Here is a 16388-nt window from a genome sequence, read left to right as displayed (position 1 = left end):
GGGTCGGCGCGGGGCGCGGGGCGGTGCCGGGGATGTCGACCGCGCCGGGCTGGATCGCGGAGCCCTCGATCGTGTCGCCTGTGATCCGCCGCTGCGCCTTCGCCGCCTACGTGGAGCGTGCCGCCGGCCCGGAGACCGCGGGCTTCCTGATCCTGCGTCGCACCGACGACGCCCTGGTCGGCCGCGCGACGCTGTCGCAGATCTTCCGCGGCGTCTTCCTGAACGCCTACCTCGGGTACGAGGCGATGGCCGGGTACGAGGGGCGTGGCTACCTCACCGAGGGGATCCGGCTCGTGGTCGGCCACGCGTTCGGCCCGCTGGGGCTGCACCGCGTCGAGGCCAACGTCCAGCCGTCCAACGCGCGCTCGCTCGCGCTGGTGCGCCGGCTCGGCTTCCGCCGCGAGGGCTTCTCGCCCCGCTACCTCTACATCGCGGGCGACTGGCGGGACCACGAGCGCTGGGCGCTGCTGGCGGACGAGGTCGACCGCTGAGCGCGGCGTCGCCGGAGCGGTGCCGGCCCGCGCCGCTGGCGCGCCTCCGCTCGGGCGATGCTTCCGGCGCCGCCCCTCCCGATGGCCCAACCGGGGCCTCCGGGGTTGGACCCACGACGGATGATCGGCGCGCGGTGGCTGTGCGAGGGTGACTCCAGTCCGGTCCCCCCGCCGGACGTGACCAGGAGGATCCCCCCTCATGCAGCTCCCCCGAGCAGTCGCGCTGGGTGCGCTGACGACGGCCGTGTGCGCCGTCGCCGCCGTCCCAGCGTCCGCCGCGCCCCGCGCGCGGCAGTACACCGTCGTCGCGAAGGACGGCACGCCCAGCAGGACGTTCCGTGCCGCCGTGGAGGCCGCCGGCGGCCGCGTCCAGACCTACAACCGCGCCGTCGCCGTCGGCAGCGTCCGGGCCCCCGAGGGCTTCGCCGGACGGGCCGTCCGCACGCGCACGATCACGGCGGCGGCCGAGCGCCACGTCGTCGGCAGCGTGCCGAAGGCCACGCCCCGCTCCGCCTCCGGCCGGCGGATCGCCCGCCAGCGGCTGCTCGAGCGCGACCAGCCGCTGCGCGACAGCCTCCGCGGCCGGCCGCCGGCGCCGAACCCGCCGGCGACGGGCGTCGAGCCGCTCGCGCCGCTGCAGTGGGACATGGCGTCGATCGGCGCCGGCGCCCAGCAGAGCTACCGCTTCGACCAGGGCGAGGGCGTTCGCGTCGGGATCATCGACACCGGCGTCGACGGCTCCCATCCCGACATCGCGCCGAACTTCGACCGCGCGCTGTCGCGCAACTTCACGACGGACGACCCGCTGATCGACGGCCCGTGCGCCGAGGATCCGGACGGCTCCTGCAGCGACCCCGCGGACGTCGACGAGGACGGCCACGGCACCCACGTCGCCGGCACGATCGCGGCGCCCCTGAACGGCACCGGCATCGCCGGCGTCGCCCCGCAGGCCGACATCGTCAACCTGCGCGCCGGGCAGGACTCCGGCTACTTCTTCGCGCAGCCGACCGTCGACGCGCTGACCTACGCCGCCGACCACGGCGTCGACGTGGTGAACATGAGCTTCTACGTCGACCCGTGGCTCTACAACTGCCGGTCCAACGCGGCGGACTCGCCGGCGGCGCGCGCCCAGCAGCGCACGACGATCGTCGCGGTCCAGCGCGCCGTGGACTACGCGCGGTCCAAGGGCGTGCTGCCCGTCGCGGCGCTCGGCAACGAGAACACCGACATCGACGCGCCGACGACCGACGGGACGTCCCCGGACTACCCGCCGGACGCCGCCTACGAGCGGACCATCGACAACGGCTGCCTCAGCGTCCCGACCGAGACCGACGGCGTGGTCGGCGTGTCGTCGACCGGGCCCAGCGGCCGCAAGGCGTACTACTCCAACTGGAGTCGCAAGGAGACCCAGGTCTCCGCGCCGGGCGGCGACACCCGCGACTTCTTCGGCACCGACCGCTACCGGCTGCCGCAGAACGGCATCCTCGCGCCGTACCCGGAGAGCGTCGCCCGCGCCGTCGGCGACGTCGACGCGGCCGGCGCGCCGACGACCCCGTTCGTCGTGCGCGACACCAGCGGCGGGACGACGTCCTACTACCAGTACCTGCAGGGCACCTCGATGGCGAGCCCGCACGCCGCGGGCGTGGCGGCGCTGGTCGTCGCGGCGCAGGGGCGGCGCGATCGTCGCAACGGCGGCGTGACGCTGGATCCGCGGATCACGGAGCGGTCGCTGGAGCGCACCGCGACGCCGACCGCCTGCCCGGCGGGCGGCGTGCAGACGTACCCGGATCCGGAGCTGGACCCGGCGCTCTACACCGCGACGTGCGTCGGGCCGCCCGGTGCGAACTCGTTCTTCGGAGCGGGCTCGGTGAACGCGCTGCAGGCCGCGCAACTGCGGGGCCGCTGAGCGTCGTGCTGTCGGGCGTCGGCGACGGAGCCGGACGGCGGCCGCCGCGTCCCAGGACCCGGCGGACCGTGGCGACCACGCCACGGGGACCTGCCTGTGGCGGTGGCCGTCGGCGCGGTCGCGCGGTCCTCAGCCCGGCAGGTGGCCCGCGGCCGCGGCCGCGACGAGGTCGTCCGCCGTCCACGCCTCGGCGATCCGGACGACGGTGGCCGACGCCGCGGCCATCTCCTGCAGGGACGCCCACTCGCGGACGGAGTGGTACTCGTGGCCGCCGGTGAAGACGTTCGGCGTCGGCAGGCCCATCGCGCTCAGCTGCGAGCCGTCGGTGCCGCCGCGGATCGCGGTGCGGACGACGGTCAGGCCCTCGCCGGCGATCGCGCGCTCGGCCGCGGTGACGACGGCCGGGAAGCGCGCGATGTGCTCGCGCATGTTCGGGTACTGCGGCGTGATCTCGACCGTCAGCGTCGCGCGCGGCTCGTCGGCGGCGACCTCGGCCACGATCGACCGCAGGAGGTCCGCGTGCTGCGCCAGCAGGTCGTCGTCGAAGTCGCGGACGATCGCCCGGATCTCGGCGCGCGCGGCGGTCGCGGTCGTCTCGTAGACGTGGATGAACCCGTCGCGGCCCGATGTGGCCTCCGGCGTCAGGTCGGGCGGCAGGGCGGCGACGATGCGGGCCGCCAGGCGCGACGCGTTGACGAGCTTGCCGGTGGCGAAGCCGGGGTGGACGTCGTGGCCCTCGATCGTGACGATCGCCTCGGCGGCGGTGAACGTCTCGTCCTGCAGCTCGCCCGGCTCGGAGCCGTCGACCGTGTAGGCGCAGACCGCGCCGAAACCGGCGACGTCGAAGCGGTGGGCACCGCGGCCGATCTCCTCGTCGGGCGTGAAGCTGACGCGCAGCGTCGGACGGGGCAGCTCGGGATGTGCGGCGAGGTGCGCCAGGGCGGTCACGATCTCGGCGACACCGGCCTTGTCGTCCGCGCCGAGCAGCGTGTCGCCGCTGGAGGTCACGAGGTCGTGGCCGACCCGGGCGGAGAGCTCGGGCATCCGCTCGGGGTCGAGGACGGTGTCGTGTTTCGGGAGCGTGATCGTGCCGCCGCCGTAGGCGCGGTGGACGAGCGGCTCGACGCCCTCGCCGGGCGCGTCGGGGCTCGTATCGACGTGGGCGATCAGGCCGACGACCGGCCAGGGGGCGCCGCCGGGCGCCGCCGGCGTGGTGGCCGGGAGCGTCGCGTAGACGTAGCCGTCGTCGTCGAGGACCACGTCGGTCAGCCCGATCTGCTCGAGCTCGCCGACGAGGAGCCGTGAGAGGTCGAGCTGGCGCGCGCTGCTCGGGCTCTCCGTGCCCTCGCGGTCGGACTGGGTGGAGACGCGGGCGTAGCGCGTGAACCGCTCGAGCAGCCCCTCGGCCAGCTCCTCGGCCAGCGGGGAGGTGAACGGCGCGCGGGGGACGGAGGTGACGGCCATGCAGCAAGCCTGCCACACCGGGCCGGCAGCCTCCGGGGTCCGGGTGGCCGTCGGGCGTCCCGGTCCGCGGCCGGTCGCGTGGGGAGTCGGCCCTCAGCCGTCCGCCGCCGCCCGCAGCGCGGAGACGTCGAGCTTGCGCATGCCGAGCATCGCGGTCATCGCCCGAGTGGCGCGGTCGCGGTCCGGGTCGCCGAGGATCTCGCTCATGCCCTCCGGGACGACCTGCCACGAGAGGCCGAAGCGGTCCTTGCACCAGCCGCACTAGCTCTCGGCGCCGCCGTCGGCGGTCAGCGCCGCCCAGTAGCGGTCGACCTCGTCCTGGTCCCGGCAGGTGATCTCGAACGAGACGGCCTCGTCGAACGTGAACTGCGGGCCGCCGTTGATCGCGCAGAAACGGGTGGCGCCGAGCTCGAAGATCACGAGCATCACCGTGCCCTCCTCGCGGGGGCCGGCGGGGCCGTAGCGGTGGGTCTCGACGACCCGGGCGTCCGGGAAGACCGAGACGTAGAACGCCGCGGCGTCCTCCGCCTCGGTGTCGAACCAGAGGTTCGGGGTGATCCTGGGGGCGCTGATGGCGGGCATAGGTCGTCCTCGTGCGGGTCTCGGGGTCTCGGGTCCAGGACTGCTGCGGCGTCCGGGACTCATCGGTGGGCGGCCCGCGAGGCCGGAGCGTGAGGGGGGGGGAGGCCTGGGCGGTCCACGGGGCTCGAACGCGCGGGTGGGGGAGGCGAGAGGGCGCGCGGCGGCGCCGGCAGCGACGCGGCCCGCGGGCGGTACGATCGCCTGCACAGGTGTGCACCAGACTGCTACCCTGGGTAGGAAAGCACGGTCGTGGCGCGTCGCCGCCGCCGATCGCCGCCCGACACGACTCCGACCCGGACGCCACGAGATGAACCTGACCGACCGAGGGATGGCCCTGGGCCTCCGCGCCCTGAACCGCTTCGCGGGCTCCGAGCTCGTCGACCGGATCGGAGCCCGGCACACCAGCGAGCGCGTCGTGCGCGTCGCCGCCCACCGGGGCTTCCAGGCCGCGGGGACCGTGGGGCGGACGTTCGCCAAGCGCTCCGGCGGCGGCAGCGCGTCGCGGCTGAAGCCCGCGCGCCCCGCGTCGGGCCTCTTCGACCTGACGCCCACGGACGAGCAGGAGATGATCCAGTCGGCCGCGCGCGAGTTCGCGGCGACCGAGCTGCGCCCCGCGGCCGAGGCCGCCGACGCGGCCGCGGCCACTCCCGAGGGCCTGCTCGCGAAGAGCACCGAGATCGGCACGACGATGCTCGGCGTGCCCGAGGAGGCCGGCGGCGCGGTCGAGGAGCGCTCCGCCGTGACCTCCGTGCTGCTCGCCGAGGCGCTGGCGCACGGCGACCTCGGTCTGGCCTTCGCGGTCCTGGCTCCGGCGGCCGTCTCCACGGCCCTCGGGCTCTGGGGCGACGCGGACCAGCAGGCGACGTACCTGCCGGAGTTCGTCGGCGAGGACGTCCCGACCGCCGCGCTCGCGGTCCAGGAGCCGCGCCCGCTGTTCGACCCGTTCGCCCTGCGGACGACCGCCGCCCGCGACGGCGAGGACTACGTCCTCTCCGGGGTGAAGTCGCTGGTCCCGCACGTCGGCTCCGCCGAGCTGTTCGTCGTCGCGGCGGACCTCAACGACCGCCCGGCGCTGTTCCTCGTGGAGTCGAAGTCGGCCGGCGTGCTGACCGAGCCCGAGCCCGCGATGGGCCTGCGCGCCGCGGCGAGCGGCCGGCTGGTGCTCGAGGACGTCCGCGTGCCTGCCTCCGCGCTGCTCGGCGGCGGCGACCCCGACGTCTACGCCGAGGCGATCCGCCTGGGGCGCATCGCCTGGGCCGCGCTGGCCACCGGCACCGCGCAGGCGGCGCTCGACCACGTGATCCCGTACGTCAACGAGCGCGAGGCGTTCGGCGAGCCCGTCTCGCACCGCCAGGGCGTCGCGTTCACCGTCTCGAACATGGCGATCGACCTCGAGAGCCTGCGCCTGACGACCTACCGCGCGGCGAGCCGCGCCGACATGGGCAAGACGTTCGCCCGCGAGGCCGCCCTGGCCCGGCAGCTGACCGCCGCCAAGGGCATGGAGATCGGCTCCCAGGCCGTCCAGATGCTCGGCGGCGCCGGCTACGTGAAGGACCACCCCGTCGAACGCTGGTACCGCGACCTGCGGGCCGCCGGAGTCATGGAAGGCGCCCTCCTCGTGTGACAGGGGACCGGGCCCCGCCCCGTGCTTCTCGGGTTCGCATCGCGTCGGACTGCGACGAGGCACGGGGCACCCGGACGGGGACCGGGCCCCGCCCCGTGCTTCTCGGGTTCGCATCGCGTCGGACTGCGACGAGGCACGGGGCACCCGGTTCTCCGACCAGGGACGACGGCGTGCCGTCGCTCCACAGCCTCCCGAAGACCAAGGATCCGAATGATCAATCTCGAATCGCCCAAGAAGTTCGCGCCGCTGATCGGCCAGGCCCGCCAGGTCGCTCGCGAGGTGCTGCGCCCGAACTCGCGCAAGTACGACACCGCCGAGCACGAGTACCCCAAGGAGCTCGACATGCTCGCGGCGCTCATCGACGGCCTGAACGACTCCGGGTCCGGCGGCGCGGGCGCCACCGGCGTGCGGGCGACGAAGGACACCGGCGAGGGCAACCGCAACGGCACGAACATGTCGACCGCGCTGTCGGTCATGGAGACCTGCTGGGGCGACGTCGGCCTGACGCTGACGATGCCGCGTCAGGGCCTCGGCAACTCGGCGATCGCCTCCGTGGCGTCCGACGAGCAGCTCGAGCGCTTCGAGGGCAAGTGGGCCGCGATGGCGATCACCGAGCCGTCCGTCGGCTCGGACTCGGCGAACATCCGCACCACCGCCCGCTACGACGAGGCCACGGACGAGTACGTCCTCAACGGCACGAAGATCTACGTGACCTCCGGCGAGCGCGCCGATCTGGTCGTGGTCTGGGCGTCGCTGGACCTCTCCAAGGGCCGCGCGGCGATCAAGTCGTTCGTCGTCGAGCGCAGCAACCCGAACATGCAGTTGATCCGCCTGGAGCACAAGCTCGGGATCCGGGCGTCGGACACCGCGCAGTTCGAGCTCGTCGACTGCCGGGTGCCGGCCGCGAACCTGCTCGGCACGCCGGAGATCGACGCGAAGAAGTCGTTCGCCGGCGCGATGCAGACGTTCGACAACACCCGGCCGCTGGTGGCCGCGATGGCCGTCGGCGTCGCCGAGGCCGCGCTCGACTTCACCCGCGAGCAGCTGGAGGAGGCCGGCGTCACGATCGACTACGACCGGCCCGCCGCGCTGCAGACCGGCGCCGCGCAGACGTTCCTCGAGCTCGAGTCCGACGTCGAGGCCGCGCGGCTCCTGACGATGCGCGCCGCGTGGATGGCCGACAACCGGCTGCCGAACTCGCTGCACGCTTCGTACGCCAAGGCGAAGGCCGGGCGCACCGGCACCGACGTCGCGCTGCGCTGCGTGGCGCTCTGCGGCTCCGTCGGCCTGAGCGAGGCGGACCTGCTCGAGAAGTGGGCCCGCGACGCGAAGATCCTCGACATCTTCGAGGGCACCCAGCAGATCCAGCTGCTGATCATCGCTCGGCAGCTGCTGAAGAAGAGCTCCGCCGAGCTGAAGTAGGGGCGGCTCGCGCGCCGACTGTGCGGCCGCACGGTCAGGTCCGCTGCGCCGGCCGGTTGCCCGCCGGGCTCGGCAACGCGTGCGAGCCGCGGGGGAGCTATATGGGGATCGATCTCATCCGTATCTTCAGGTTCGCGTGCTTGGATGTGCGCATGTGCATCCAGTGCGCCGCGGGCGCGATGACGGCGGTGGCGGGCGCGTCCGGCATGCGGATGTGGCTCGAGACCCGGTTCCCGGCCCTGACCGGCCCGCGGACGAAGAAGATCGTCCGGCGCTCGCTGATGGGTGGCGGGGTCCTGGCGGCGAGCCTGCTCGGCTCGTCGTCGCACGTGGCGGCGACGCCGTCCGCGGCGGCCGCCCGACCGGCGGCGGTCGCGCGCGTCCCCGCCGCGCCATCGCCGGGGTCCGTCGCCCGGCTCGCGGTGTCCGTGCCGGTCCGGCAGGACGCTGCGGCGCGCTGACGCCGCTATCGGCTGACGCCGCGGTCGGCTGGCGCCGCAGCCGGGTGGCGCTGGGGTCGGCTAGCGCCGCGGTCGGTTGAGACTGTGGCCGACGCCTCGCCGGCCGACGCTGCGCGATCGGGGCCGGTGCTCCGGCCCGGCTGCGGCCGCTGCCGGCTGCGTCGCGACGCGGCGACGGTGGTCGGCCGACCCCGCGGCCCGGCGACGGCGGGGCACGGCCGGCGCGTTCGTGGCCGAATAAAACAATGATAGGACTCAATCTCATATAGTCGAGTGCATGACCATCTCCCGCAGCGACGACGGCCGCCTGCCCGTCACCGTCCTCTCCGGTTTCCTCGGGGCCGGCAAGACCACCGTGCTCAACCGCCTGCTGGCCAACCGCGAGGGCCGACGGGTGGCGGTGATCGTCAACGACATGAGCGAGGTGAACATCGACGCCGAGCTCGTGGATCGGACCACGACGGGGGAGAGCGCCCTGTCGCGCGTCGACGAGCAGCTCGTCGAGATGAGCAACGGCTGCATCTGCTGCACCCTGCGCGAGGACCTGCTCCTCGAGGTCGGACGGCTCGCCGCCGCGGGCCGCTTCGACGCGCTCGTCATCGAGTCGACCGGGATCAGCGAGCCGCTGCCGGTGGCCGAGACGTTCACGTTCGAGGACGAGGACGGCGTCAGCCTCGGGTCGGTCGCCCGTCTCGACACGATGGTCACGGTCGTCGATGCGGCCCGGTTCGTCGACGACCTCGGGTCCACCGACGACATCGCGTCGCGCGGCGAGAGCCTCGGCGAGGAGGACGAGCGGACCGTCGTGGACCTGCTGATCGACCAGGTCGAGTTCGCGGACCTCGTCGTCCTGTCGAAATGCGACCTCGTGGACGAAGAGCGCCTGGCGCGCACCGAGCACGTCGTGCGGCAGCTCAACCGCGGCGCCCGGATCATCCGCGCCGAGCACGGCGACGTCCCGCTGGCCGAGCTGCTGGACACGGGCCGGTTCGACTTCGACGCGGCCGCCGAGCACCCCGGCTGGCTGCAGGTGCTGCGCGGCGAGGAGGAGCCCGAGACCGAGGAGTACGGGATCGGCAGCTTCGTCTACCGGCAGCGCCGCCCGTTCCACCCACAGCGGCTGTGGGACGCGGTCCACGAGGCGTGGCCGGGCGTCGTCCGGTCGAAGGGCTTCTTCTGGCTCGCGAGCCGCCCGGCCATCGTCGGCGAGTGGTCGACCGCGGGCCCGATCCTCAACCTCGGGGCGGTCGGCACGTGGTGGGCGACGCAGCCCGAGGGCGCCTGGCCGGACGAGCTGCGCGCGCGCCTCGCCGCCGACTGGCACCCGGAGTTCGGCGACCGCCGCCAGGAGCTCGTCTTCATCGGCCAGCGCGTGGACCGCGAGGAGCTCGTCGCGCGCCTCGATGCCGCCCTGCTGACGGACGACGAGCTGGCCCGCGGCCCGCGCTGGGGCCGGGCGCTGCCGGACCCGTGGCCGCGCTGGGGCACCGACGCGATGCACCACCACGGGCACGAGGTGGCGGAGGGCGCGCAGGCGGCGTAGGCGGCGCCGGGGTGCGCCGGGGGCCAGGCCGCGCCGGGCGGGTCAGGCGGGGCCGGGCGGTCAGGTCGGGCCGGGCGGGACGGGGCCCGTGACGCCGACCGGGAAACCTTCCTGGCAGGTAGCAAGGCTGGTGGCGGCGGCGGCTTGAGACCGGACCCGGCCACGCCCACCAGGAAACCTTCCTGGCAGGTAGCAACGCTGGTGACCGCCGCCGACCGCGCCGGCTCGCGGGGCCGCCCCGGCCGCGCCGACCAGGAAGCCTTCCTGGCTGGTAGCAACGCTGGTGCCCCCGGCTGGCCGCGCCGGCTCGCGGGCCACCCCGGCCACGCCCACCAGGAAACCTTCCTGGCAGGTAGCAACGCTGGTGACGAGCGGCCCGCCGGCCCTCCCGGCGGGCCGCTCGCGCTCGGAACCGCCCGGCGTCCCGGGACCCCTTCGCGACGGGGCACGACGGTCCGTCGGTCGCCGGTCGGGTCGCCGGTCGCCGGTCGCCGGTCAGCCGACCCCCGAGCCTGCCCCTCAGCCCGCCGGTGCCCGCCGGCGCCGGGCCGGCAGCGCGTCGCGGAGGCTCGCGCCGGCCGCGACGGCCAGGTAGATCGCGACGGTGACGCCCGCGATCGAGGCGCCCGCCGCGGTACCCGCGTGGTACGAGAGCAGGAGGCCGCCCACGCCCGAGAGCAGCGCGACGCCGACCGCGATGGCCATCGTCGTCACCAGGCGCCGGCCGAGGATGCGGGCGGTGGCGGCGGGGGCGACCAGGGTCGCCGCGACGAAGAGGTTGCCGAGCGCCTGGACGCAGACGAGCGTCGCGACGGCGATCAGGGCGACGAGCGCGACGTCGGTGACGCCGGGGCGCAGGCCCGCGGCCCGGGCGCCGTCGCGGTCGAACGTCGTGGCCAGCAGCCGGGGGTGGAGCACCCGCAGGGCGATCAGCATCAACAGCGTCAGGCCCGCGGCGACCGCCACGTCGCCGTTCGTCAGGCCGAGGACGTCGCCGAAGAGCAGTTCGGAGACGCCGGTCGGGGTATCCGGCGAGAGGGCCATCAGCGTGCCCAGCCCGAACATCGACGTGAAGACGACGGAGATCGACGTGTCGCGGTCGAGGCTCGGCACGCGCGACGCCGCGGCGATCAGGAGCGCGGCGATCAGGAGCCCGACGGCGCCGCCGAGGACCAGCGGCACGCCGAGCAGCGCGGCGCCGACGAGCCCGGGGAACATCGCGTGGGGGAGCGCCTCGGCGCTGTACGACAGCCCGCCCCAGACGATCCAGCAGCCCAGCAGGCCCCCGGTCGCGCCGAGCAGGACGACCTCGACCAGCGCGCGCTGCATGATGCCGCTGCGCCACGGGTCGACGAGGCCGTCGAGGACGGAGGCGATGAGGGCGGGGTCGGTCACGAGCAGTGGTGCTCGGCGACGACCGCCAGCTCGCCGTCGTGGTCGACCCGCAGGAGCTCGCCGCCGTAGGTGCCCGCGAGCGTCTCGGCGGTCAGCGTCGCCGCCGGCGGGCCGTAGGCGACCTGGCGGCCGTTCAGGCAGAGGACCTGGTCCCACGCGCGGGCCTGGGCGACGTCGTGGGTGGCGATCAGGAGCGTCCGGCCCTCGGCGGCGAGCGTCGAGATCAGCTCGTCGAGGCGCTGGACGCTCGCGGTGTCGAGGCCGCGGTAGGGCTCGTCGAGCAGCAGGATGCGCGCCTGGCGCACGAGCGCCCGGGCGACCAGGACGCGTTGGCGCTGGCCGCCGGAGAGCGCACCGAACGTCGCGTCGGCGCGGTCGCCCAGACCGACGGCCACGAGCGCCTCGCGGGCGGCCTTGCGGTCGCGGCGGCCGGGGCCCCGCCACCACGGCCGGCCGGCGATCGTGCCCATCAGGACGACGTCGGTGGCGGACACGGGGAAGTCCAGCCGGGAGCGCTCGGTCTGCGGGACGACCGCGACGTCGTCGGCGACGTCGAGCGTGCCGGTCCGGGCGGCGAGCTCGCCGAGGATCACCCGGAACAGCGTCGTCTTGCCGCCGCCATTGGGTCCGAGGACCGCGATCCGGTCGCCCGGCGCGGCGGCGAACGTCACGTCGCGGAGGGCGAGGTCGTCGTCGTAGCCGGCGCCGACGCCCTGCAGGCGCAGGAGCGGCGCGACCGGGTCGGCCGTCCGCGGGGTCCCGGCGGGGCCGGCGACGACGGCGCCCGGGTCCGGGGGGCCGGGCGCGCCCGGGACGGCGTCGGGGGACGGGCGCGCGCTCACAGGGAGATCCTGCACCCTCGCGCGCCGCCGGTGAAGCCCCGGACGACCGCGTCGGCGTTGTGGCGCTCCATCCCGAGGTACGTGGCGCCGTCGCTGCCCGGGTCGCCGAGCGTGTCGCCGTAGAGGGTCAGCGACGAGGTGACGCCGGTCTCGCGCGCCAGCGCGTCGGCGAGCTTGGGGTTCACGGAGGCCTCCGGGAAGATCGCGCGGACGTGCTCCCGGCGGACCAGGGCGGCCAGGCGGTCGACGTCGCCGGCCGAGGCCTGCGCCTGGGTCGTCTGCGAGGGGATGACGGCGCCGACGACGCGGACGTCGTAGCGCCGGGTGAAGTAGCCGAAGGCGTCGTGGCTGGTCACGAGGGTGCGCTCGGACCGCGGCACCGACGCCACGCAGCGCGCGATGCCCGCGTCCAGGGCGCGGACCTTCGCCAGGTACGCGCGGGCGCTGCGGCGGATCGCCGGCGCCTTCGCGGGGTCGGCGGCGACCAGGGCGTCGCGGATCGTGGCGACGGCGGCCTCGACGTTCCGGGGGTCGTGCCACCAGTGCGGGTCGTCCTCGCCGTGGTCGTGGCCGGCCTCGCCGTCGTGCCCGCCGACGGCGTGCTCGTGCTCCTCGTCGCCGGCGAGCACGGTCGGGACGTGGTCGCCCACGACGACGATCGACGCGTCCGACCCGCCCTGCGCCGCGACGTCGCGGACCCAGTCGTCGAGCCCGAGACCGGAGGCGAGGACGACCTTCGCGCGAGCGGTCTCCGCGACGTCCGTGGGGCGCGGCTCGTACTCGTGCGGGTCGCTCCCGGGGCGCAGCACCTGGTGGACGTCGACCGCGTCCCCGCCGACCTCCCGGGCCAGATCCCCGAGCTGGGTCGTGGTCGCGACGACGCGCAGCCGGCCGGCCTTCGTCGCGGTCGTCGTGCCGCCGCAGCCCGCGACGCCGAGGCCCACCACGGCGACGACCGCCAGCGCGGCCGCGGGGCCCGTCCGCCCGCGGCGCGTGCCGCGGTCGTGCAGCGCGCGCGCCAACACCGAGATCGCGAACGCGACCCCGGCGAGCACCGCGATCGTCGCGCCGGGCGGCGCGTTGGTGCGGGCCGAGAGCCACAGGCCGCAGGCGCCCTCGACCGCGGTCACGGCGACGGTCCAGAGCTGCCAGGCCCGCAGGCGGGCGATCCATGGCCGCACGGTCGCGGCGGGAATCACCATGACCGCCGCGGAGAGCAGCGACCCGACGGCGCTGAGCGTCGCGACCGCGACCAAGGCGACGAGGAGCAGCAGCAGGGCGTCCGGGCCGCCGGCGCGGACGCCGAGGCCGCGGGCGCCGGGCCGGTCGAAGCCGACGGCGAGCCAGCGGGACCCGAGGGCCAGCGACGCGCCGAGCACGAGGACGGTGACCACGCCGGCGATCACGAGGTCACGGTCGGAGATCACCAGCAGGCTGCCGAAGAGCAGGGAGGTGACGTTCGTGGCGCGGGGGAACGCGTCGCTGGCGAGCATCACGCCGGCCGCGAGGGCCCCGACGAGGACCATCGCCGTCAGCGTGCTGTGGTCGCCGCCGCCGTCGCGGGCGGCCAGGCGCCCGACGGTCAGCGCGAAGAGGAGCGCGACCCCGAGCGCCCCGAGCGGCCCGGCGAACCCGAGGCCCGCGGCGAGCACCAGGCCCGGGAACGTCGCCGCGGCCACGCCGTGCGCGTAGAACGACAGCCCGCGCAGGACGATCCACGTTCCGAGGACGCCGGCGCCTGCGGCCAGCAGCAGGACCTCCCAGAGGCCGCGCTGCACGAAGGGGAGGGTGAACGGCTCGAGCATCGGGGCGATCGGGAGACGTCCGTCGCCCCGAACGGCGCAGCTTACCTGAGACCGAGTCCCATGATCGTCGCGCACGGTCGGCGGGCGCCTCCCCGCTCGCGCGCCCCGGTGATCGCCGCGGGCGCGCAGGACCGCGTGCGACCGGCGCACGCGGCGGGCGGACGGGGCACCATGTGGCGCGATGCTCCCCCCATCCGCCTCCCGGCCGGCAGCCCGGCCGTCGGTGGGCCGCGCGTCAGCGCTGCTCGTCGTCCTCCTCGCCGCCCTGGCCCTCGTCGGCCTCCAGGCCTCGGCCGCCCGCGCCGCCGGACCACCGCTGACCCCGTCCGTGATCGGCGAGGACCCGATCGGGACGGGCGTCTTCCGCTTCCCGCAGGGCCTCGGCATCGATCCGCGCAACGGGCACGTCTTCGTCGCCGACCAGTACTCCGGCGTCGTCCAGGCGTTCGACGCGGGTGGGACCCCGCTCTTCACGTTCGGCGGCCGCGCGACCCGCGGCGAGCCCGGCCGGCTCGGCGTCGTGGGCGGCGTCGCGGTCGACCGGCAGGGGCGGGTGTTCGTCCTCGACAGCGAGAACGACCGCGTCCAGGTGTTCTCGGCCGACGACGGTCACTTCATCACGACCTTTGGCAACTCCACGACGTTCACGCTGAAGTCGGGGTCCGACCGCGAGGACGCCGGCATCACGTCCGGCGGCATCGCCGTCAGCCAGGAGGGGCCGGGGCGGACCGTCGTGGTGTTCGTCGCCGACAGCGGCGGCGACCGGATCCTCCGCTTCGCCCTGGACCCCAACTCGCTCGCGGCGTACGGCGCGCCGAAGTCGACCAGCGGGCTCGGGATCAAGCGCCCGCAGGGCGTCGGCGTCAACCCGAAGGGCGACCGGCTCTACGTGCCGGACAACCAGAACCACCGGCTGCTGGTCCTCGACGCGACGTCGCTGACGAAGATCGCGTCGGCCGGCAGCTTCGGCTCGGACCCGGGCGAGTTCAAGTTCCCCTACGACGTCGCGGTCGACGCCCGCAACCCGAACCAGGCGTACGTCGGTGACAACATCAACGGCCGCGTCAACGTCTTCGACGCCTCGTCGCTCAGCTTCCTCGGCACCTTCGGCGGCACCGGCTACCGCGTCGGGCGCTTCTCGATCGTGCGCGCCGTGGCGACGAACCCCGTCGACCCCAACGGCGGGGTCTACGTGGCCGACACCGCCAACAACCGCATCCAGCGGCTGAACGCCGAGGGCGGCGTGACCGGCGCGTGGGGGATCGCGGGCCGCGGGCCCGGGTACTTCACGCGCGCCCGGGGCGTCGCCTACCGCGCCGACGGCACGATCGCCGTGGCGGACACCTTCGCCCACCGCGCGGCGATCATGGCTCCCGACGGCACGTACATCGGGATGTTCGGGCGGATCAGCAAGCTCAACGGCTTCGCCGCGCCCGGCAAGGACACCGAGAACCAGATGACGCTGCCCAGCGGGGTGGCGTACGACACCTCCGGCGCGCTCTGGGTCGCCGACACCTTCAACAACCGCCTGGTGCGCTTCGACGGCAGCGGTGGCGTGATCTCGATGACGCCGCCCGGCGCGATCTCCCGGCCGCGCGGCGTCGCCGCGCTGCCCGACGGCGCGGTCCTGGCCACCGACTCCGGAGGGGGCCGGCTCGTCCGGGTCGAGCCCGACGGGCAGGTCAGCACCAAGCGGTCCGGCCTGAACCGGCCGACCGCGGTCGCCGTCGGGCCGAACGGCACGGCCTACGTCGCCGGCTCGCGCCTGATCATCGACGACGCGACCGGTGCCCGGGTCGCACCGCCCGACGGCGCGCCCTACTGGGACGGCGCCCAGGGTCTCGCGGTCGCGGGCGACGGCACGCTCTACGTGTCCGAGGCCCGGCCGGGGACGCCCAACGGCGCCCGCGTCCTGCGGGGCACGCCGCAGGTCGGCGGCGGCTTCGCGTGGGAGTCGATCCTGTCGGAGGGCCGCGCGCCGAACCAGGTCTCCGACCCCGCCAACCTCGCGCTCAGCCCCGACGGGCAGACCCTCCTGGTCGCCGACGCCGGCAACAGCCGCGTCCTGCGTCTCGATGCGCCCGGTGCGGCGCCGCCCGTCCGCCAGCGCGTCGCGGTGACCGTCGGCGGCGGCCCCACGCAGGGCACGATCACGAGCGACCCGCCCGGCATCGACTGCGGCACGGACTGCTCGCAGCTCGTCGGCCAGGGCCGCCTGGTGACCCTGACCGCCCGCCCGGCCGAGAACGCCCGCTTCGTCGGCTGGTCCGGCGACTGCGCGGCCGCGACGACCGGCACCGTCTGCCAGGTCGTGGCGTCGCGGGCCATGTCGATGACCGGCACGTTCGGCGCGGTCCCGCCGCCGCCGGTCAAGCTGACGTCGGTCTCGGTCTCGAGCACGCGCTGGCACCTGACGCGCAAGGCCGTCCGCAAGAAGGGGTCGCGCAAGAAGAAGCCCGCCCAGCCGGCCACGAAGGCCCGGCTGCGGATCCGCGTGACCCAGGACGCCCGCGTGCGGGTCCAGGTCGAGCAGTCGCGGCCCGGCAAGATCATCGGCAACGGCAAGAACCGCCGCTGCGCGAAGGTCCGCACCGGCTCCCGCGTGAAGGCCGGCTCGCGCTGCACCCGTTGGGCGCTCCTGCCGACCTCGCGCACGCTGCGCCTGATCGCCGGCACCACGACGGCCGACGTCGGCCCGCGCTTCCCGAAGCGGACGCTCAGCCCCGGCCTCTACCGCCTGCGGCTGACGGCCACGGACAAGCAGAAGACGGTCGTCAAGCGCACGTCGAAGCGGATCCGCGTCGTGCGCTGAGCGGGCGCGGGCGCCGGGGCGCGTCGGGCGTCCCCGTGGCT

The 16388-nt window shown here is 75.1% G+C and carries 11 protein-coding genes and 1 pseudogene; 7 read left to right on the top strand and 5 right to left on the bottom strand.

Annotated features, from left to right (window positions below; translation table 11 throughout):
• The first annotated feature begins 32 nt into the window (after positions 1-32).
• Together AB0L40_RS13870 and AB0L40_RS13865 are read left to right on the top strand one after the other, a co-directional pair.
• On the top strand, positions 33-491 hold the full coding sequence (locus AB0L40_RS13870; RefSeq protein ID WP_364355173.1) for a GNAT family N-acetyltransferase: 459 nt from the start codon (positions 33-35) through the stop codon (positions 489-491).
• Positions 492-690: 199 nt separating this feature from the next.
• Complete coding sequence (locus AB0L40_RS13865) at positions 691-2397, top strand: S8 family serine peptidase (protein WP_364355167.1); 1707 nt, start codon at positions 691-693, stop codon at positions 2395-2397.
• A 129-nt stretch (positions 2398-2526) separates the two neighbouring features.
• Here AB0L40_RS13865 and pepT read toward each other — a convergent pair whose 3' ends face one another.
• Positions 2527-3861: a peptidase T gene (pepT, locus tag AB0L40_RS13860; RefSeq protein ID WP_364355164.1), complete on the bottom strand. Its 1335-nt coding sequence runs from the start codon at positions 3859-3861 to the stop codon at positions 2527-2529.
• A 93-nt stretch (positions 3862-3954) separates the two neighbouring features.
• Positions 3955-4443, bottom strand: a pseudogene (locus AB0L40_RS13855) (VOC family protein).
• Between the two features lie 328 nt (positions 4444-4771).
• On the opposite strand from AB0L40_RS13855, the gene AB0L40_RS13850 reads away from it, so the two are divergent.
• The 4 genes from AB0L40_RS13850 to zigA all read left to right on the top strand — a co-directional run bounded on the left by AB0L40_RS13850 (position 4772) and on the right by zigA (position 9493).
• Positions 4772-6067 carry an acyl-CoA dehydrogenase family protein gene (locus AB0L40_RS13850; protein WP_364355170.1) on the top strand — a complete coding sequence of 432 codons (1296 nt, stop codon included), beginning with the start codon at positions 4772-4774 and terminating at the stop codon, positions 6065-6067.
• Positions 6068-6277: 210 nt separating this feature from the next.
• Positions 6278-7489: an acyl-CoA dehydrogenase family protein gene (locus AB0L40_RS13845; RefSeq protein ID WP_364355161.1), complete on the top strand. Its 1212-nt coding sequence runs from the start codon at positions 6278-6280 to the stop codon at positions 7487-7489.
• A gap of 152 nt (positions 7490-7641) precedes the next feature.
• Positions 7642-7950, top strand: coding sequence for a hypothetical protein (locus tag AB0L40_RS13840; RefSeq protein ID WP_364355158.1), 309 nt, complete (start codon positions 7642-7644; stop codon positions 7948-7950).
• A gap of 277 nt (positions 7951-8227) precedes the next feature.
• A complete protein-coding gene (gene zigA, locus AB0L40_RS13835; RefSeq protein WP_364355155.1) occupies positions 8228-9493 on the top strand; it encodes a zinc metallochaperone GTPase ZigA in 1266 nt (421 codons plus the stop codon).
• Positions 9494-10012: 519 nt separating this feature from the next.
• Here the strand turns inward: zigA and AB0L40_RS13830 are convergent.
• Genes AB0L40_RS13830 through AB0L40_RS13820 form a run of 3 tightly spaced genes read right to left on the bottom strand, consistent with a single transcriptional unit; the run spans position 10013 to position 13535 of the window.
• On the bottom strand, positions 10013-10888 hold the full coding sequence (locus AB0L40_RS13830; protein WP_364355152.1) for a metal ABC transporter permease: 876 nt from the start codon (positions 10886-10888) through the stop codon (positions 10013-10015).
• A complete protein-coding gene (locus AB0L40_RS13825; protein ID WP_364355149.1) occupies positions 10885-11730 on the bottom strand; it encodes a metal ABC transporter ATP-binding protein in 846 nt (281 codons plus the stop codon). Before AB0L40_RS13825 ends, AB0L40_RS13830 begins: the two co-directional genes overlap by 4 nt.
• Entirely contained in the window at positions 11727-13535 is a 1809-nt protein-coding gene (locus tag AB0L40_RS13820) for a zinc ABC transporter substrate-binding protein (RefSeq protein ID WP_364355146.1), read from the bottom strand. The genes AB0L40_RS13825 and AB0L40_RS13820 overlap by 4 nt, the downstream gene beginning before the upstream one ends.
• 181 nt (positions 13536-13716) lie before the next feature.
• Between AB0L40_RS13820 and AB0L40_RS13815 the strand changes: the two genes are divergently transcribed.
• Positions 13717-16347 (top strand): hypothetical protein, encoded by a 2631-nt coding sequence (locus AB0L40_RS13815; RefSeq protein ID WP_364355143.1) that lies wholly within the window; start codon positions 13717-13719, stop codon positions 16345-16347.
• Positions 16348-16388: the final 41 nt, after the last annotated feature.

The sequence above is a fragment of the Patulibacter sp. NPDC049589 genome, from assembly GCF_040675535.1.
In the GTDB taxonomy this organism is placed as follows: domain Bacteria; phylum Actinomycetota; class Thermoleophilia; order Solirubrobacterales; family Solirubrobacteraceae; genus Patulibacter.
This window is presented reverse-complemented; position numbering and strand designations above follow the sequence as displayed.